This window comes from Accumulibacter sp., from assembly GCF_031732815.1.
In the GTDB taxonomy this organism is placed as follows: domain Bacteria; phylum Pseudomonadota; class Gammaproteobacteria; order Burkholderiales; family Rhodocyclaceae; genus Accumulibacter.
Map to the genome: position 1 here is coordinate 24,507 of NZ_JAVMKF010000047.1, position 19,327 is coordinate 43,833.

Annotated in this window: 14 protein-coding genes; 11 read left to right on the top strand and 3 right to left on the bottom strand. The window is 64.4% G+C overall.

The features are described from left to right. Window positions 1-47 precede the first annotated feature (47 nt). From RKP46_RS04310 to RKP46_RS04320, 3 genes are all read left to right on the top strand, one after another. Window positions 48-593, top strand: a complete 546-nt coding sequence (locus tag RKP46_RS04310) for an isochorismatase family protein (RefSeq protein ID WP_311105488.1) — start codon at window positions 48-50, stop codon at window positions 591-593. 119 nt (window positions 594-712) lie between these two features. After that, complete coding sequence (locus RKP46_RS04315; protein ID WP_311105489.1) at window positions 713-1,537, top strand: SDR family oxidoreductase; 825 nt, start codon at window positions 713-715, stop codon at window positions 1,535-1,537. A gap of 23 nt (window positions 1,538-1,560) precedes the next feature. Further along, window positions 1,561-3,231: a caspase family protein gene (locus RKP46_RS04320; protein WP_311105490.1), complete on the top strand. Its 1,671-nt coding sequence runs from the start codon at window positions 1,561-1,563 to the stop codon at window positions 3,229-3,231. A 102-nt stretch (window positions 3,232-3,333) separates the two neighbouring features. On the opposite strand, the gene RKP46_RS04325 is transcribed toward RKP46_RS04320, so the two are convergent. From RKP46_RS04325 to RKP46_RS04335, 3 genes are read right to left on the bottom strand one after another with little or no spacing between them, the layout of a single operon-like run. Continuing rightward, window positions 3,334-3,906 (bottom strand): flavodoxin family protein, encoded by a 573-nt coding sequence (locus RKP46_RS04325; RefSeq protein WP_311105491.1) that lies wholly within the window; start codon window positions 3,904-3,906, stop codon window positions 3,334-3,336. Window positions 3,907-3,951: 45 nt separating this feature from the next. Next, window positions 3,952-4,533 (bottom strand): NAD(P)H-dependent oxidoreductase, encoded by a 582-nt coding sequence (locus RKP46_RS04330; protein ID WP_311105492.1) that lies wholly within the window; start codon window positions 4,531-4,533, stop codon window positions 3,952-3,954. 11 nt (window positions 4,534-4,544) lie between these two features. After that, a complete protein-coding gene (locus RKP46_RS04335; RefSeq protein WP_311105493.1) occupies window positions 4,545-4,670 on the bottom strand; it encodes a hypothetical protein in 126 nt (41 codons plus the stop codon). Window positions 4,671-5,712: 1,042 nt separating this feature from the next. Between RKP46_RS04335 and RKP46_RS04340 the strand changes: the two genes are divergently transcribed. The 8 genes from RKP46_RS04340 to RKP46_RS04375 form a co-directional block, all read left to right on the top strand. After that, the gene (locus tag RKP46_RS04340) at window positions 5,713-6,360 is read left to right on the top strand and encodes a TMEM165/GDT1 family protein (RefSeq protein WP_311105494.1); all 648 of its coding nucleotides are present in this window, start codon (window positions 5,713-5,715) and stop codon (window positions 6,358-6,360) included. Window positions 6,361-6,456: 96 nt separating this feature from the next. Then, the gene (locus tag RKP46_RS04345) at window positions 6,457-10,383 is read left to right on the top strand and encodes a YhdP family protein (protein ID WP_311105495.1); all 3,927 of its coding nucleotides are present in this window, start codon (window positions 6,457-6,459) and stop codon (window positions 10,381-10,383) included. Between the two features lie 40 nt (window positions 10,384-10,423). Further along, window positions 10,424-11,254: a carbon-nitrogen hydrolase family protein gene (locus RKP46_RS04350; protein ID WP_311105496.1), complete on the top strand. Its 831-nt coding sequence runs from the start codon at window positions 10,424-10,426 to the stop codon at window positions 11,252-11,254. 52 nt (window positions 11,255-11,306) lie between these two features. Beyond that, a complete protein-coding gene (gene tldD / locus RKP46_RS04355) occupies window positions 11,307-12,755 on the top strand; it encodes a metalloprotease TldD (RefSeq protein WP_311105497.1) in 1,449 nt (482 codons plus the stop codon). Between the two features lie 87 nt (window positions 12,756-12,842). Beyond that, on the top strand, window positions 12,843-13,631 hold the full coding sequence (locus tag RKP46_RS04360) for a type IV pili methyl-accepting chemotaxis transducer N-terminal domain-containing protein (protein WP_311105498.1): 789 nt from the start codon (window positions 12,843-12,845) through the stop codon (window positions 13,629-13,631). A gap of 343 nt (window positions 13,632-13,974) precedes the next feature. Continuing rightward, window positions 13,975-15,987, top strand: a complete 2,013-nt coding sequence (locus RKP46_RS04365) for a fused MFS/spermidine synthase (RefSeq protein ID WP_311105499.1) — start codon at window positions 13,975-13,977, stop codon at window positions 15,985-15,987. A gap of 30 nt (window positions 15,988-16,017) precedes the next feature. Then, window positions 16,018-18,093 (top strand): molybdopterin oxidoreductase family protein, encoded by a 2,076-nt coding sequence (locus RKP46_RS04370; RefSeq protein WP_311105500.1) that lies wholly within the window; start codon window positions 16,018-16,020, stop codon window positions 18,091-18,093. A 485-nt stretch (window positions 18,094-18,578) separates the two neighbouring features. Further along, window positions 18,579-19,327 (top strand): serine/threonine-protein kinase (locus tag RKP46_RS04375; protein WP_311105501.1); only part of this gene is annotated, 749 nt, incomplete at its 3' end.

A 19,327-nucleotide genomic window follows, 5' to 3' on the forward strand; every position in this document is an offset into this window, starting at 1 on the left:
GACCCCGGGCGTGCGGCCGATCGCCCTGATTGTTCGGAGGAAACTCTATGTTGATGAGGATAGATCATTCGGTGCTGCTGCTCGTCGACTTGCAGGAGCGTCTGCTGCCGGCGATCGACGATGCGGGCAGCGTTGTCGAGGCGAGCGTCTGGTTGACGAAACTCGCCGGGCAGTTGCATGTCCCGGTGATTGCTACCGAGCAGTATCCGCGCGGTCTGGGCGCCACTCTGTCCGAATTGCGCGCCTGCCTGCCGCCGACAGCCAGCAGGGTCGAGAAGATTCACTTTTCGGCACTGGCCGATGGGGGGGTGTTCAGGGCGGCCGGCGGCGATCGTCAGCAGTTCGTCGTGGCCGGAACTGAAGCACACGTCTGTGTCCTGCAGACGGTGCTCGACCTGCTCGCTGCCGGTCGTCAGGTCTACGTCGTCGAGGATGCGGTCGGCTCGCGGCGCAGTTCGGACAAAGCGCTCGCCTTGGCCCGCATGCGCCGTCATGGCGCCGACATCGTCTCGCGCGAGATGGTTGCTTTCGAGTGGCTGCAGCAGGCGGGAAGCGATATCTTCCGTCAGGTCAGTCGCGACTTCATCCGTTGATCGCCTGGCTGCGCAAGTCCTGATCGCTGCCAAGTTCCAGCGCTTCTCTCCGCTGGACTAAACGGGACGCGTAGACGGGCAGCGCAAGGCATTTCGAGTGAGCAGAAGAGGAGCAAGACATGGGAAAACTCGCTGGGAAGGTGGCTATCGTCAGTGGTTCTGGTCGCGGCATTGGTCGGGCAGTGGCGCTCAAGCTGGCCGAGGAGGGGGCTCGCGTCGTGGTCAACGATGTTGACCAGGCGCCGGCGTTGGCGACGGTCAGCGCGATTGCAGACAGCGGTGGCGAGGCGATTGCCTGTGTCGGTAGCGTGACCGCGACCGATTTCGCTGAACGCTTCGTGCAAAGTGCGCTCGACCATTTCGGTGGGCTTGACATCATCATCAACAATGCCGGATATACCTGGGACAATGTTGTCCAGAAGATGAGCGACGAGCAGTGGCAGGCAATGCTTGAAGTGCACCTCACCGCGCCCTTCCGCATTCTGCGTGCGGCGGCGGATTTCTTGCGCGCGGCAGCGCGCAGCGAGAGCGAGAGTGGTCGGGAAACCTTTCGCAAAGTGGTCAATGTGTCGTCGATCGCCGGCGTCGGTGGCAACGCTGGGCAGGCCGGCTATGCTGCTGCGAAAGCGGGAATCGTCGGGCTGACGCGGACGCTGGCCAAGGAGTGGGGCCGCTACCGGGTGAACGTCAATTGCGTTGCCTTTGGTCTGATCAACACGCGCCTGACCGGCGCGACAGCCGGCGAGGCGGTGCTGGAGATCGAAGGTCGGCAGATCAAGGCAGGGGTCAACCCGGACCTGATGCGCCAGATGGCGGCAATGATCCCGCTCGGTCGGGGCGGAACGCCCGAGGAGGCGGCGGGAGCGATCGCCATGCTGTGCTATCCGGAAGCCAACTACGTGTCGGGCGAACTGCTCGTCTGCGCCGGTGGTTTCCGCATCTAGGTGAGAGGTCGACGGCGATGGCGGTGAGCGGAGCGCATGCCTGCGGCGAGGCGCGACGCTTGTGGTTGAAGCAGGCTGGTGCTCTCGCCGGCGCTTCGCTGTTGCCGCTCCCTGTGATGCCGGCCGCCGAAGTGTCGATCGTGCACGCCTTGCCGCGATTGGCGTTGGTGATCGGTAATGCGAACTATGGGCAAGCGCCGCTGAACAACCCGGCCAATGACGCGCGCGCATTTGCCAAGGAACTGCAGCGGGTCGGGTTCAGGCTGAGCTTGCGGCTCGAGGCAAGTCGGCAGCAGATGAGTGAGGCGATCGACGCGTTCTGTGGCGAACTCGCGCGCAGCAGAGGCGTCGGTATCTTCTACTACGCCGGGCACGGCGCGCAACTCGCTTGGCGCAACTATCTGATTCCGGTCGATGCGCGGCTCGACAAGCTCGCCGATCTGCAGACGAAGACGATCGAGCTCAATTCACTGCTCGCTGGCCTGAAGCAGGCGAAGAACCCGATGAACATCATCATCCTCGACGCCTGCCGTGACAACCCGTTTGGTACGCGCTTGCCGATCGAACAGCCCGGCCTGAGCCAGTTTGATGCGCCGCCGGGTTCGCTGCTCGCCTATGCGACTGCGCCGGGGAATACGGCGAGCGATGGCGACGGCGCCAACGGCTTGTACACGGAGAGCCTCCTGCGTGAGATGAAGGTGCCGGAAACCCGGATCGAAGACGTTTTCAAGCGCGTACGCCTGGCTGTAAGGCGCAGCTCGGAGGGCTTGCAGATCCCATGGGAGAGCACCTCGCTTGATGACGACTTCTTTTTCTTGCCGCCGCAGGAGCTCAGGCGAAAATCCGAAATTGAACTGGAAAGGCTGTTCAACGAGGAACTCGCTCTCTGGCAGGAGATTCGGCTGGCGAAGGAACCCGCGCACTTGGAAGAGTACCTGCGCCGCTATCCCAGCGGAAAATTCTCCGAACTGGCGCAGTTTCGACTCGACCGCTTGTTGAAAGCCGGGGGCGAGAAGGCGATTGTCATCCAGGAGGCGAGGGACAACCCATTCAGCAAGGGTAGCGCGCGGGTAGACACGCAGTTCAAGGTCGGCGAGTGCTGGCGCTACCGCGAGATCGACCTCTATACGAGGCTCGAACTGCGCCGGTTCAGCAACTGCGTGAGCGCGATTACCGAAGGCGAAGTGCACTTCAACGATGGCAGCCTGGTGACCGATCTGTTGGGCAATTTCATCAAACGGCCGCCGGGTTGGCACTACACCGGCGCGCAGTTCTACATTCAGGAATATGCGCTGGGCAAGCGCTGGTCTACCCGTTTTCGCGTGCTGACGCCGAATGGTTTCGACAGCGAAACGGAGTTCGACTTCAGGGTAATCGAGCGCGAGCAGATCACCGTGCCAGCCGGGACTTTCACTGCCTTTCGGGTGGAGGGCGACGGCTGGGGCCGCTCACCGCGGGGAGTGGTCAAACTGCGCGTGGTCTATTGGATCGCGCCGGAAATAAAGCGCGTACTGGCTTCCGATACGAAGCGGAGCCATTTTAATGGCAGGGTACTCAACAATGAGCGTCTCGAACTGACGGCCTACACTCAGTTCCAGCAGAACGGCGATGGCGGGCCAGGCCCCGCTTGCGCCAGCGGTCACGGCTGCCGGGAGTGGCAAGAACAAGGTGACGAGGTGACAAGGTCGAGGTGACAAGGTGGACCGGGCGGAAGACGGTGCCGCCGGGTGCGTTCGCTTGCGTCTGGTCAACCGTGCTGGAGGGTCAGAGCGCCAGCGTATCCTGGCGCTTGCCGATCAGCGGCCCTTGACGTACTGCAGCGTGATTTCGGCGATGCGCTTGCCATACTGGCGGGCGGTCGCCAGGTCGCCTTCGGGGGGAGCCAGGTCGGCGCCGATATCGGAATCGCTCTGCGCCATTGCACCAATGAACGAGCCGAGTCGGTTGATGTCGTTGCGGTGGGCCTGCGAACTGTTCGCTGGCAACATGCCGGTGCCGACCCAGATCATCGAGTGCTGCATGGCCAGCGTGACGAAGGACATCAGCGTTGCGTACTTGTCGCCGTTGAGCGAGGCCGAGTTGGTGAAGCCACCGGCAATCTTGTTCCGCCAGGCCTGGGCGAACCAGGGCTTGCTCGAAGCGTCGGCAAACTTCTTGAAGTCGGCGGATGCGTTGCCCATGTAGGTCGGTGCACCGAAGATGATGGCATCGGCGGCATTGAGTTCAGCCCAATGGTTTTCGCTGAGGTCGTTGACGGGGTAGAGCGTCGCGCTGGCGCCGGCAACCGAGCAGGCCCCCTGGTGGACGGCGGCGGCCTGTCGCGCCGTGTGGCCGTAGCCGCTGTGAAAGACGATGGCGATCTTGACCATGGAGGACTCCTGGTAATGGGGTGAGAGGCAGAAGCGCGCGGTCGGTTAGCGTATGGCCTGGCGCGCGGCGGTCAGTCGGATCAGGTCGCCGACGACGCCGGCGAGCGCTTGCTGCAGCTTCGGGTCGTCCAGCTTGCCGTCGCCAATGACCTTGGCCGCATGGCCCACGGCGAGTTCGTTGGGCGACACGAGGACGCCGAGCCGGGACAGGAGAAGGCGAACGTAGGGCAAGCCTCGGATACCGCCGAGGGCGCCGGGTGAGGCGCCAAAGATGGCGGCGGTACGGCCGGAAAGTGCTTCCGGCACGCCGGCAGGGGCCGGGCGTGACAGCCAGTCGATCGTATTCTTCAGCAAGGGTGTGAAAAAGCTGTTGTATTCGGGCGAGGCGATGAGGAAGCCGTCGTGCGCCGCGAACAAGTGTTTCAACTCGATGACGCGCGCCGGCATGCCGGCAGCTTCGAGGTCGCCGTCATAAAGGGGCAAGGTATCGGCTTTCAGGTCGAGCAGCGTCACTTCCGCCCCCTGCTCCTGCGCGATGGCCACGGCAGCGGCGAGCAGTCGCCGATTGAGCGAATCCTTGCGGCCGCTACCGGCAAAGGCGAGCAGACGGACTGTCGGTACGGGCATTCTTCGTCCTTTCAGAGGGGCTGGTCTATCGCTTCGAACAGGATTTTTTCCGACAACTCGTCGACCAACTCGGTTCCCAGTACGACAGAGTCGTTCTGCTCGGCGAGGCTGGCGCCATCGTTGGCGGCTGGCACCACGCCAGCTGTGTCGAAGCTGCCAACGGCATCCAGGTAGGTCGCGCGGCAGCAGCGAGGCGCTCGCGCCTGGGCCGGGCGTCCGGGTGTGCGCGGGTGGTGAGCCAAGGTCCCTCGACGGTGATCGCTGTCACCATCGAATGGCAATACTGTCGGGGCTGTTTGAAGATCAGATCAGGCGAAAAATCCAACCGGGCATGCGCTCGGCTGGCTGCCGGCGGTCGCCGCCTGGCATCGTCAGCATGGTAGGAGAGGGGGCGAGAAACTCGTCATGTTCGGCCCGTCGCGGTGGGCTTTGCCGCCAGAACGTGGGGGAAACCGGCGATTCAACCATGTCGCCCTCAGCTCTGCAGGCCACCGTCCGGCTTGGTCGAGACTACTCGGTCAGCGGCTCCAGCGGGACGAGGTTCGGCCGTGCGCAGCCTCATCTCCGGCTTGCTGATCACTTCGTCAAGGCCAGACGAGTGGGCAGATCGACAGTGCTGCCCGAACGATGGGTAGCGGCGGGAGCGAGGATCGCCGGCTTGCCAGCGTCCAGCCCCGGCGCGCTGCACTGCGCTGGCGGCTGGCTCCGGCCATCCCTGTCCACGCAGAGGCTTTGCGGTTTGGCGGGTTGACAGGGTCTGTCCGAAAATTCGACGCGTCCGTTGTACTGGCATCTGAAGAGTGAGGCGCCCAATGCGGCTTGGCTGGCTTGCAATCCGAGCACTACCACCAGCAGGCTCAGCAATTTCATGGATGACTCCCAAACTTGTCTCTAAGGTGCATGGGCTGCATCTTTGCACGTCTGTGCCGGCGAGCCAGTGTCGAAAATCACGTTTGTCCACCTGCCCCGTAGCCTCCGTGCGGTCGGGGTCAACACGGCGAGTGCGGCGGTCTCGAGATGGCCATCAGGCGTAGGCGGTGGCGCCAGCTTGCTGCAGTGAGCGCACTCATCTGTCACGCGTGACGCCTACTCGCGCTATACTCACGTGTTCTATTCCGGCCCGGCCGGGCCGCCTGTCTCGCGTCGTCGTGGCAGCAACCGAATTTTCCGAGGAACGCAATGGACAGCTTGCTCGCCGAGGTTTCGCAATTCTTCTCGCTGGCCGCGACGGGCAGCCTGGTCGACTGGTCGGCGGCGGCGGTGACCAGTTTTGCCTTGATTGCCGCGGCGGAAATCGGCGACAAGAGCCAGCTCGTGTGCATGACGCTTGCTTCCCGCCATCGTCCGGCGCCGGTCATGCTCGGTGCGCTGGCGGCCTTTGCCGTGCTCAATACCTTGGCCGTCGTGTTTGGCGCGGCGATTGCCAGTTGGCTGCCCGAGTATGTGGTCGGCGCGACGGTAGCGGTGCTGTTCGCCGTCTTCGGCATCCACGCTCTGCGCGCCAAGGACGAAGACGATGACGAGGAGGTCGAGGAAAGGAGTGGCCACGGGATCTTTCTGACCACCTTTCTGCTCCTGACGGTGGCTGAGTTTGGCGACAAGACGCAACTCGCCGTCGTTGCCTTGAGCAGCACACACGCGCCAGCGGCCGTCTGGGTCGGCGCCACCGCCGCACTGGCGATGACGTCGGCGATCGGTATCCTGGCAGGCCGGACCATCCTGCAGAGGATTCCGCTTGCACTTCTGCACAAGCTGAGCGGTGCCTTTTTCCTTGTCCTGGCGGTCGTTGCGGCTTACCAGGCGTATGGCGCCTTTACGGGTCGGTGAGCCGCCTGAGCGAGCGCCTGGGTCGGCGCGCCGGCGGGCTGCAGCCTTACCGCGCGCCGGGCCGTCGCCTCCTCTGACTGTTGCCGAGGCGGCCTGATGGCAGCGGATGAAATTGCTCCGGGTTTGCCCGGCCGCACGCGCCAGCGGTTGCCGGTGGCCGTAACTCCAGCGCTGCGCGCGGTGTGGGCTTTCTCGGTGCGCGCGTTCTGGCTGATCTATTTCGCCTTCGTCCTCCTTATTCTCGGACTGCGCTATCTGGTTCTTCCCGGCATCGAAGCCTATCGTCCGGACATTGAGCGGGAAGCCAGTCGGGCGCTGGGTCTGGCGGTGAGCATTGGGCGAATCGAGGCCAGGTGGGCTGGCCTCAATCCTGATCTGATTCTTTCCGACGTGCGCATTGCTGACCGCAAGGGGCAGCCCGCGCTCGCCTTCAGGCGTGTCGAGAGCGTTCTCTCGTGGTGGTCGCTACCCAGTCTGCAGCTTCGCCTGCGCCTGCTGCAGATCGACCAGCCGACGCTGCATCTGCGGCGCGAGGTGGACGGGCGCTTTTTCATTGCCGGCATCGCGGTCAGCGAGGAGGGCAGCAACAACGATGTCGCCGATTGGGTTCTGGCGCAGAAAAGCATTCGCGTAAGTGGCGCTACCGTCGTCTGGGAGGATGCGAAACGCGGTGCTCCTCCGCTCACCCTGCAACAGGTGAATTTCGCGCTTGACAACGACGGCCGCCGCCACCGTTTTGGTCTGACTGCCGTTCCTCCGACCGAATTCGCCTCGCCGATCGATCTGCGCGGCGATTTTCGCGGCAAGGACATCGAGCAGGCCAGCACGTGGACCGGGCAGGCCTTCGCGCAGCTCGACCAGGTGGACCTGGCCGTCTGGCGCGCCTGGCTGGATTACCCGGTCGCCTTGCCGCGCGGACGCGGCGCGCTTCGCCTGTGGGCGGATTTCGCCGATGGTGGGCTGCGCGAGCTGACCGGCGACTTCGCTCTGGACGACGTGAATCTGCGTCTGGCACGCGATCTGCCGGCACTCGATCTGCTGCACATGTCGGGCCGTGTCGGCGTGCGCTTCCTGGCGGATGGGGCGAGCGTCCAAGCGCGTGGCGTGCAGCTCACGACACGACCGTCGGAAGCGGCTCGTAGTAGCGCTGAGCTGGGCCTGCGCATTGAGCCCAGCGACTTCGCGGTCGACTGGCGACGGCAGAGTGACGGGCAAACAGTGCACGGGAAAGCAAGCGCGAGCAGCTTTGAACTCGCCACGGTTGCTGCGCTGGCGGCTTATCTACCGCTCGATGCCGGTTCGCGCCGACTGCTCGACGACTTCGCCCCGCGCGGCAAGATCAGCGAACTGCGAGCGGCCTGGCAGGGGAGCGTGGATAGATTGAACAGCTACACGCTGAAAGCACGTTTTGACGACCTGGCGTTGAAAGCGCGCGCCTACTTCCCGGGCGTATCCGGCGTCTCCGGTGTTGTGGATGCGAACGAGAAGGGGGGCAGCGCCGAACTGCGCGCCAAGGCGGTGACGCTTGATCTGCCGAGGGTTTTCCCGGAGTCAGCGATTGCGCTTGATACGCTGAACGCACAAGCCCGTTGGAAAATCAGCCAGGGGCAGCTTGACGCCGAACTGCTGCGCGCCGAATTTGCCGGTCCAGACGCCGCCGGTGCGGCGCGCGGCACGTATCGCTTCAACGGCGAGGGTCCGGGCACGGTCGACTTGACCGCCTCGCTGAGCCGCGCGGAGGCGCGCGCCGTGTGGCGCTACCTGCCACGGGCGGTCAATGCCGATGCCCGGCACTGGGTGCGCGATGCGCTCAAGGCGGGTAGCGCGAGCGAGGCGAAGCTCGTTCTGCAAGGCGACTTGGCGCATTTTCCTTTTCTCGACCGTACGCAGGGCCAGTTCCTGGTGACAGTGAAGGCGCGTGATGTCGTTCTCGACTACGCGCAGGGATGGCCCGCGATCAGCGGAATCGAGGCGGATTTACGCTTCGAGGGTGCCGGCATGGTCGTCGAGGCGAAGCGCGGAGCCATTCTCGGTGCGCGCCTCGGGCCGACGCGAGCCCAGATTGCCGACTTCGATGCACCGGTGGCGACGCTCAAGGTAAAGGGAGTGGCCGAAGGCGAAACGGCAGAGTTTCTCAAGTTCATCGCGCAGAGCCCGGTGGCGGCACAGATTGACCACTTTACCGCGCCGATGGGCGCCATCGGCAAGGGGCGGCTCGATATCGGTCTGACGATACCGCTCGCCGAGGTGCACCTGCCGGAGTCCAGGGTCGACGGCAGCTACACCTTCCTCGCCAACGAAGTGACGGTCGATCCGGCGCTGCCGCCTCTGCGCCAGGTCAATGGCACGCTGAACTTCAGCGAGAAGGACCTGCGCGTCAATGAAATCGCGGCCAGCTTCCTGGGCGGCCCGGTGAAGATCAGGGGCAGTGTCCAGGGTGGGCGCGTTCTGGTGACCACCAGCGGGACGATCGCTGCCGAGGAAGTCCGCCGGCGTGCCGAGCTGCCGGTTTTCGAAGCGCTTTCCGGCAGCACCACCTATCGGGCTGAGATCCGTATCCGCAAGCGCGAGGTCGAACTGGTCATCGAGTCGAATCTTGTCGGTATCGCTTCAACGCTGGCCGCGCCGTTCGCCAAGGCGGCCAGTGACGTACTGCCGCTACGCATCGAGAGCGCTGTGTTACCGACGGCGGCGCAGCGCAGTGGAACTCCAATCGTACGCGAGCAGTTGCGCGCAACGCTCGGCAGCATTCTCGGCCTGCAACTGATTCGCCGCAAGCAGGGCGATGAACGCGTGCTTGAGCGTGGGGCGATTGCCATCGGTCGGCCGCCGGGGCAGATTCCCGAACGTGGCATCGTGTTCGGGATCAGCGCGCGGCTGGTCGATCTCGACTATTGGCGGAACGTCTGGCGTGGGCGCGGCAAGGATGGCGCCTCATCCGCCGGCAGCAGCCTGCCGCCGCTCACTGTCGACCTGAAGGCAGACGAGCTGGTCATCCTCGGCAAACACTACAACGAGGTCAGCGCCGGCATCAACGGCGCGGCGGCCCAGTGGCGGGGCTATGTGAACGCGCGTGAGGCAATCGGAAGCTTTCAATGGGACGGGACCGGCGCCGGCAAGCTGAGCGCGCGTTTCAAGAAATGGCGGCGCCCGGAAAAGACCAGTGAGCAAGGCAGCACGAGCGAACTGCTCGACGAGTTGCCAGCGCTGGATATCGTGGTCGACGATTTCATCGTCGGCGACCACCACTTCGGCCATCTTGACGTGCAGGCGCACAACGACGGCGGCATCTGGTTGCTTGACCGGATCGTGTTGAGCAATCCCTTCGGCAGCCTGACCGGGCGGGGGCAGTGGCAGGTGGCCAACGGCAATCGCACGCAACTGGATTTTGCCCTGGAAAGCAATGATGTCGGCAGGTTGCTCGATCGATTGGGCCATGGCGGAACGATGCGTGCAGGCAATGCGACGATGAACGGCCGGATCGGCTGGCAAGGGTCGCCGGCGGCGCTCGATTACGCGACGTTGAGCGGCGACATGGCGCTTGAAGCGAATAAGGGCCAGTTCCTCAAGCTCGACCCTGGTGCAGCCGGCAAGCTGCTCGGTCTGATCAGCCTGCAGGGCTTGCCGCGCCGTTTTCTGCTCGATTTCGGCGATGTGTTCAGCGAAGGCTTCGCGTTTGACCGGATCAGCGGGAAAATGACGGTGAGCAGCGGTTTGATGCGCTCGGATCGCCTGCAGATCGACGGGCCGGCGGCGCGTGTCGTGCTGCGTGGAGAGACCGACCTGAAGCGGGAAACGCAGCGTCTGGCGGTCAGTGTGCAACCTGAACTCGGGGGCAGTGCGGCGCTCGGTGTTGCCGTGGTCAATCCGCTGGCCGGCGTGGCCACCTTGCTGGCGCATCGAATGCTGCAGAATCCGCTCAACCGGGTTTTCGCGTCCGAGTACCTGATTACCGGTACCTGGGCCGATCCCAAGGTGGAAAAGCTGACCCGTGCCAAGGCGGCGCCGGCCAGTGTGCCCTGATCGCTGGCAGCATAGGTGCTGTCGGCCGAATGGAGAGTGTATGAACGAATCGACTGGCGGGCAGGCGCACCGGCGCTGGCGCGTTGCCGCACTGCAAATGGTTTCTACGCCGCGCGTCGCTGACAACCTGCACAGCGCTGCGCGGCTGATCGACGAAGCGGTGGCGCAGGGGGCGCAACTCGTGGCCCTGCCCGAGTATTTCGCCATCATGGGGATGAACGACACTGACAAGGTGAGCCTGCAGGAGGACGCCGGTGGTGGGCCGATCCAGGATTTTCTCGCCGCGGCAGCCGCTCGCCATGGCATCTGGCTGATCGGCGGATCGCTGCCGCTGCGCACTGACGATCCGGGCAAGGTGTTCAATTCCTGTCTGGTTTATCGCCCAGACGGGCAGCGTGCGGCGCGCTACGACAAGATCCACCTCTTTGGCTTTCGCCAAGGAAACGAGAACTACGACGAAAGCGCAACGATCAAAGCGGGTACTCGGGCGGTCGCCGTCGATACCTCGCTTGGCCGCGTCGGATTGTCGATCTGCTACGACCTCAGGTTCCCGGAGCTTTATCGCGCATTGGGTGTCACAGACCTGCTGGTCATTCCGGCGGCATTCACCGAGACGACCGGGCGGGCGCACTGGGAAATCCTTCTGCGCGCGCGGGCAATCGAGAATCAATGCTACGTCCTGGCGGTGGCGCAGGGCGGTCGGCACGAAAACGGACGCGAGACGCACGGCAACAGCATGCTGGTAGACCCCTGGGGCGACATTCTCGCGCGCCAGGCGAAAGGGCCGGGAGTCGTCATCGGCGATCTGGAAGAAGCACGCCTGGCGGAGGTTCGCGCCAGTCTGCCGGCGCTTCGCCACCGGGTAATGTGAAGAGAAGGCAAGGCAAGCTCGACCCACCCGCAGTTGTCATGGGAACCACTGTATGACCGCCAGAAACCAGACCCTGCTGACGCAGGCCAGGAACACCCTGCTCACTCCCTATGGTCTTGACCAGGCCGATTTGCAACGCGTCTTCGGCCGGATCATGGCGCATCGGGTCGACTATGCCGACCTCTACTTCCAGTACACGCGTTGCGAGGCGTGGAGCCTCGAGGAAGGAATTGTCAAGGCCGGCAGTTTCAACATCGACGAAGGCGTGGGCGTGCGCGCGCTGGCCGGCGAGAAGACCGCCTTCGCCTATTCCGACGACATCAGCGCACAGGCGCTCGACGATGCGGCGAGCGCTGTGCGCGCGATTGCCGCGGCGGGTGAGGAACGGCGGGTGCCGCTGACCCGGCGCAAAGGCGGGCATGCGCTCTATGCAGCGAACGATCCGCTCGCCTCGCTGGACGCGGCGAGCAAGGTCCGCCTGCTCGAACGGCTGGAAGCGCTGGCGCGTGCCGAGGACCCGCGGGTCAAACAGGTGATGGCGCATCTGGCTGGCGAGTACGAGGTGATTCTCGTCGCGGGCAGCGACGGACGGCTGGTGGCCGACATTCGACCGCTGGTACGCGTTTCGCTGACCGTCATCGTCGAGGAGAACGGTGAGCGCGAGCAGGGCTCGTCCGGCGGCGGCGGCCGGACCGACTATGCCTTCTTCAGCGATGCGCTGCTGCAGACCTATGCGCGGGAAGCCGTACATCAGGCGCTGACCAATCTCGGTGCGCAGCCGGCACCCGCCGGGACGATGACGGTCATTCTCGGTCCTGGCTGGCCGGGAATTCTGCTGCACGAAGCGGTCGGTCACGGTCTGGAAGGCGACTTCAACCGCAAGGGAAGCTCGACGTTTGCCGGGCGCGTGGGCAGCCGGGTGGCCGCCGCGGGCGTCACCGTGATCGATGACGGTACGCTGCCGGGTCGCCGCGGTTCGCTCAATATCGACGACGAAGGCAATCCAACGCAGCGCACCGTGTTGATCGAAGACGGGATTCTGCTCGGCTATCTGCAGGATAGTCTGAATGCCCGCCTGATGGGCGTGGCCTCGACCGGCAACGGGCGGCGCGAATCCTTTGCTCACCTGCCGCTGCCGCGCATGACCAATACCACGATGCAGGCTGGCGACCGGCACGCCGAGGAAATCATCGCCTCGGTCAAGAAGGGAATCTACGCAGTCAACTTCGGCGGTGGTCAGGTCGACATCACGAACGGCAAGTTCGTCTTTTCGATGTCCGAAGCCTATCTGATCGAGAACGGCAAGGTCGGCGCACCGGTCAAGGGCGCGACCCTGATCGGCAGCGGACCGGAAGCGATGACGCGGGTTTCGATGATCGGCAATGACTTGCGCCTCGACCCCGGCGTCGGCACCTGCGGCAAGGATGGACAGAGCGTACCGGTCGGCGTCGGCCAGCCGACGCTGCGTATCGACGGTCTGACGGTTGGCGGAACCGCCTGACGGCCGATCCCGCCGGGCGCTTGCCTGCAATGGTCGCCGCCCGGCGGTGTACAATCGCTGACCTTGGACACGGCTGGAGGCGTTGCGATGCTTGGGAAAGTAGCGTGCCGTTGGTGTTTTGTCGTCTTGGCGCTGTTTGTGCACGTGTCGGCGGCGGCTGAGATTGCCGACATCAATTCCGCGATCAACAAGGCCGGCCGCCAGCGCATGCTCTCGCAGCGCATGGCCAAGTGCTTCTTCCAGATCGGCCTGGGGGTGGACAGCGATCGTTCGCGCCGCGTTCTCGACGCTTCGGTAGCGCTTTTCGAGCGGCAGCTTGGCGAGCTGAAGAGCTTTGCTCCGTCGCCCGAGATCCGGGAGACTTATCAGAAGTTGGACAGGGCTTGGGTGGCGTATCGCCAGGCGCTGATCGCGGCCGTACCGAAGCAAGCCGAAGGCGCACGTATCCTGCAACTGTCGGACGAGGTTCTGCGCCTCGCGCATCAGGGTACGCAGCAACTCGAAAGCCGTTCCGGCACGACTTCCGGCCGCCTGGTGAATATCGCGGGCCGCCAGCGCATGCTCTCGCAACGGATGGCCAAGTTCTACCAGGCGGCGGCTTGGGGGATTGGCGGCGAGCAGACGGGGGCAGAAATCGACAAGGCACGCAGCGAGTTTGTCAGCGCGCTGGACGAACTGAACGCGGCGCCGACGAACAATGCGGCGCTACGCGAAGAACTCGACCTGGTCAAGCAGCAGTGGATGTTCTTTGCGAACGCGCTGAGTCAGCCTGCCGGTGCCGACAAGCGGCCGCCGACCACGGTGGCGACGACCAGCGAGCGCATTCTGGAAACTATGGAAAACGTCGTTACCTTGTACGAAAAGCTTGCCAGATAACCGGTTACGGCCCCCCGTCGCCCAGCCGAGTGGCGCCGGCATCCGCCTTGCCCGCGCCTTGCACGGCTATAATGCGCGGTTTTCGAGCAGGGTGCTCCGGCGTGCAGGTGCCCATTTCGCAGTTCGGCGAAGCTGATCGGGGCAGCGGCCTGTCGTAGTGCCCAGTGCCCCCTGTCGCACGCCTGCCTGCCCGGTGCGCCAAGCAGCACGGTCGGTTCAACATCTTTGGAGTGCAGATCATGTCGCCGCAGTTTGTCGTCCAGCCGCGGAACAGTGTCGTTCTGACGTGGGCCAGAGAGGCGGCAAGGCCGGGCGCACAGCAGGTTGAGGGTTGGAGCGAGCGATGACCAGCTTTGCCTTGACCGTCTTTCTGTCGGCGTTTCTGCTTTTCCAGATTCAGCCGATCATCGCCAAGATGATCCTGCCGTGGTTCGGCGGTTCGTCGTCGGTGTGGAGCACTTGCCTGGTCTTCTTTCAGGTCGAACTGCTGCTGGGCTATCTTTACGTTCACGTCTTGCACGAGTGGCTGGCGCCACGCCGGCAGAATCTGGTCCATTGCGCCCTGTTGCTGGTCAGCCTGGCGACGCTGCCGGTGGTCGCCGATCCGGCGTGGAAAGGGATGACGCTCGACAACCCGACGTGGAACGTTTTGCTCGTTCTCGCCTCGGCCGTCGGCTTGCCCTATCTCCTGCTGTCGACGACCGGTCCGTTGATGCAGGCGTGGTACGCCCGGGCTTTCGCCAGCTTGATGCCGTACCGGCTGTACGCCCTGTCGAACCTGGCCTCGATGCTCGCCTTGCTGAGCTATCCGGTCTTGGTCGAACCCAACTTTCCCGTTCTGGCGCAGGCGCAAGGCTGGTCGTTCGCCTATGTCGCGTTCGTCGTCGCGTGTTTCGCCAGCGCCTGGCAGTCGTGGCACGGCGTCGCGAGCGAGCGCGAGAACGCGGCGAGCAGGCCAGAGACGGCGCCGCCAACCTGGCGCGAATGCCTGTTGTGGGTCGGCCTGGCGATGAGCGCATCGCTGCTGCTGCTGGCCGTTACCCGCCATCTGACGCAGGACGTGGCGCCGGTTCCCTTCCTCTGGGTGTTGCCGCTGAGCATCTATCTGCTCAGCTTCATCCTTTGTTTCGATGCTCCGCGCTACTACCACCGGCGTGGCTTTCTCTGCGCGCTGCCGATCGCTTTCCTGACCCTCGACGTCGTTCTCGAAGGCGCCGGATTGGGCGTGCCGGTGCTGGTCGCCTTGCTCGCCGGTTCGCTCTTCGTCTTCTGCATGGTCTGCCACGGCGAGCTCGTTCGGCGGCGGCCACCGGTACGTCACCTGACGCTGTTCTATCTGATGCTGTCGATCGGTGGAGCTTTGGGCGGAATGTTCGTCGGCCTGCTGGCGCCGGCGATTTTCAACGCCTACTACGAATTGCCCATCGGTCTATTCCTGTGCGCCGGACTGGTGATCGTCATCCTCTGGCAGGAGGTTCGGCCGGGTTGGCGCTGGCTGCTCGTTGCCGCCCTGCTTGCCTATGGCGTCCGCCTCGGGCAGATCTCCTATGACTACGTGGCCGACTATCGGCGCGTCCTGCGCAACTTCTACGGTCAGTTGCGCATCGACGACGTCAGCTACGACGATCTGGGGGTGAAACGCCGGATGCAGCATGGCGAGGTTTACCACGGCGAGCAGTTCATGGCCGAGCAGTATCGGCGCCAACCGACCGCCTACTACTGCGAGAAATCGGGCATTGGTCTCGCTTTGCGCAGCCTGGCCGGTGACCCGCCGCTGAAGATCGGCGTGCTTGGTCTGGGCGCCGGGACGCTGGCTACCTATGGCCGGGCAGGCGACCAGATGCGCATGTACGAAATCAACGAGCAGGCGCTGGAACTGGCGCGCAGCGAGTTCACCTACCTCGCGGATTCCCCGGCGGAGATTGCGCACGTGCTCGGCGACGGGCGGCTGATGCTCGAACGCGAACCTGCGCAGGGCTTCGACCTGCTGGCCATCGACGCCTTCTCGGGCGATTCGATCCCAACTCATCTGCTCACCATCGAGGCAATGCAGGCGTATCTGCGCCACGTGAAGAACGACGGTGTGCTTGCCGTGCACATCACCAACCGCTACCTCGACCTGCGGCCGGTGGTCGCTGCGGCGACCGAGAAACTTGGCCGCGTGGCGCTGATTCACCAACTGCAACGGGAAGAAGGCGACGCCTTCTGCCGGCGGACAGTGTGGGTAATGATCGCATCGGCCGAGCGGGCGGCCAGCCTGTCGGCGCGAATTCCGGGTGCCGAGGTGCTGGTCGCTCGTCCGGGCTTCAGCCTGTGGACCGACAGTTTCTCGAACCTGCTGGGAATCCTGCGTTGAGCGGCTCGCCCTTCGCCGAAAGGAGATCACGTGACAACTTCAGCCGCGGGTGAAAGCCCGACCATCGTGCGCGGTGTCTGCCCGCACGACTGTCCCGATACCTGTGCGCTCGACCTGACGGTGCATGACGGTCGGGTGATCAAAGTGGTCGGCGCCGCGGACCATCCGCCGACCGACGGCGTATTGTGTACCAAGGTCGCTTTCTACCCCGAACGGCTGCACCACCCCGATCGGCTGCTCTTTCCGCTGCGTCGGGTGGGCACCAAGGGGCCAGGCGCGAAGTTCGTGCGCATATCCTGGGACGAGGCGCTGGCGACGATCGTCGAGCGTTTCCAGCGCATTATCGCCGAAGACGGCGCCGAGTCGATCGTTCCCTACAGTTATGCCGGCAATTCCGGTCTGCTTGGTTACGCTTCGATGGACCGCCGCTTTTTCCACCGCCTCGGGGCTGCCCAACTCGACCGCACGATCTGCGCCAGCGCCGGCGCCATGGGGTATGCGGCGACGATCGGCGCGATGCGCGGCTTCGACCCGGAGAACATCGTCGACGCCCGCCTGATCATCCTCTGGGGGACGAACAGCGTCGTCTCCAATCTGCATTTCTGGCGACTCGTGCAGCAGGCGAAGCGGCGCGGCGCGCGTCTCGTCGCGATCGATCCCTTGCGCACGGCGACCGCCGAGAAGTGCGATCAGCACCTGGCGCTGGTGCCGGGGACCGACAGTGCGCTGGCCCTTGGCCTGATGCACGTCCTGATCCGCGACGGGCTGCTCGATCGCGACTACATCGACCGTCACTGCATCGGCTTTGCAGCGCTTGCCGAGCGCGCGGCGGAGTATCCGGTGGACCGTGCGGCAGCCCTCTGCGGGATCGACGCAGGCGAGATCGAAGCACTCGCGCATGCGTATGCGACGACGCAGCCAGCCGCCATCCGCACCAATTACGGGATCAACCGGACCGCCGGCGGCGGTATGGCGCTGCGCGCGATCGCCTGTCTGCCGGCACTCGTCGGTGCCTGGCGGCATCCCGCCGGGGGGGTTCTGCTGTCGACTTCGGGCAACTATCCGGTGGCCAGCGCAGCGCTCGAACGGCCCGACCTGATGCCGCTGCCGCGGCCGCGAACGATCAACATGAGCACCATCGGCCACGATCTTCTACACGCTACACCGCCGATCAAGGCGCTCTTCGTCTACAACAGCAACCCGCTGGCGGTTGCGCCGCAGTCGGGCGAGGTCGTGCGCGGCTTTGCGCGCGAAGACCTGTTTACCGTCGTGCACGACCTTTTTCAGACGGATACGGCGGACTACGCCGACCTCGTGCTGCCGGCTGCCAGTCACGCCGAGCAACTCGACATTCACAAGTCGTACGGGCATCTGTACGTGCAGGTCAATCGGCCGGCGATTGCGCCGATCGCCGAGGCGCTGCCGAATACCGAACTCTTTCGGCGTCTGGCGCGGGCGATGGGGTTTCGCGAAGCCTGCTTTGCCGACAGCGACGAAGACCTTTGCCGGCAGGCTTTCGACTGGCAGGACGAGCGCCTGGCCGGACTCTCATGGGAGAAACTCAAGGCCGACGGGCACGCCCGGCTGCACCTGCCGCGTGGCGCCGCGCCTTTCGCCGACGGGGCCTTTCCGACACCGTCCGGCAAGTGCGAGTTCTTCAGTGAAACGCTGGCGCGCGCCGGTCTCGATCCGCTGCCCACCTTCATCGCACCGCGCGAATGGCGGGAAAGCGATCTCGCCAGCGAATTTCCGCTCGCGCTGATCACGCCACCGGCGCGCAATTTCCTCAATAGCACTTTCGCCAACTCGGCGCGTTTTCTCGCCCAGGAAAAGTCGCCCGCCGTCTGGCTCCATCCGGTCGACGCGGCCGCGCGCGGCATCGACGGAGGCGAGTCAGTGCGCGTGTTCAACCGGCGCGGCGAGTTTCACGCGCGTGCTGTCGTCAGCGAACGCACACGCGTCGGCGTCGCGCAGGCAACGTCGATCTGGTGGCGCAAGCTGTCGCCCGACGGCCGCAACTGCAACGAAGTGACCAGCCAGGAGCTCACCGACATGGGCAGCGGCGCCACCTTCTACGATTGCCTGGTCGAAGTGTGCCGAATCTGATCCAACCTTCGATTCCGCGTTCTATGCACTTCACCGTCAGAAGCCGCCGAGTTGCGCGGTTCGCTGTATCAACCTTCGATCGCTGCGCTGTGCTGACCACCACATCGTGCCGTGGACGGTGCGACGCCGGAGGTGGCCTGTGGCATGGTCCTCGCGTCGGCCATCCGAGCCGCGGCGTAGGAAGCGAGGAATGGGGGAGTGGGTTCTGCGGATCTCTGGACCATGGGCAAGTGCGCACCGGGTGCCTGGCCGTGGCAAAGTCTGACGATTTTTCGGCCGCACTTCACTGCACCCTCAAGTTCAGCCACTATTGGCCGTTTCGTATGGCATCCCACCAGGTCGACAGGTAGCGCCACGCGGGTCGCTTGGACGCGGCCGGCTGGGCTGCACGTCGCGAAGCAGATTCACTGTCCAAATGGTTGGCGCCGCTTCTCTTGGCAAGCTTCGCGGCAGGACTCGTTCTAGCGATTGCAGGGCGCAGGCAGATGGAAGCTTCATACAAGCTGATTGCGAGGATTCACGAAGGCGCTTCGCTGACCCTCTGGAGAGCGCTGCGCGCCTCCGATTCTCGGCCGGTGCTGCTGAAGACCGGCCGATGTGCGGACGACGACGCAGTCGCGGCGGTGCACAACGAGGCGGAGCTTCTGGCGAGCGTCGCGGGCGAAGGTATCGTCCGCTTGCTCGGCATCGACGAGAGCGATGCCATTCCGCGACTGATTCTCGACGATCCGGGCGGCATTCCGCTCAGTGATTGTTTCACGGCCGGCAAGCCGGACGTCGACACTTTTCTGTGCATCGCTTTGCAGGCCGCTCAGGCGCTGGGCAAGGTTCATTCCGCCGGGATCGTCGTTGGCGACATCAACCCGGAGAACTTTCTCTATCAGCCGGAGCGTCGCCAACTCAGACTGCTCGGGCTTGCCGCCGCCATTCATGGTCCTCGGGCCCGGCAGCCGTTCGATTCGCCGACGAGACTTGCCGCATTGCTGCCCTATGTGTCGCCGGAACAGACCGGGCGGATGAATCGCGGCGTCGATCAGCGAAGCGACTTCTACTCGCTGGGCGTGATGTTCTACGCGCTGACCACGGGCCAGCTTCCATTCGTCTCCGACGATCCGCTTGAGATCGTTCACGCCCACCTGGCGGTCGTTCCACCCGATCCGACCACGCTCGACGATGCCATTCCGGCGACGATCTCGCGGATCATCCTGAAGCTGATGAGCAAGACGCCTGAGGA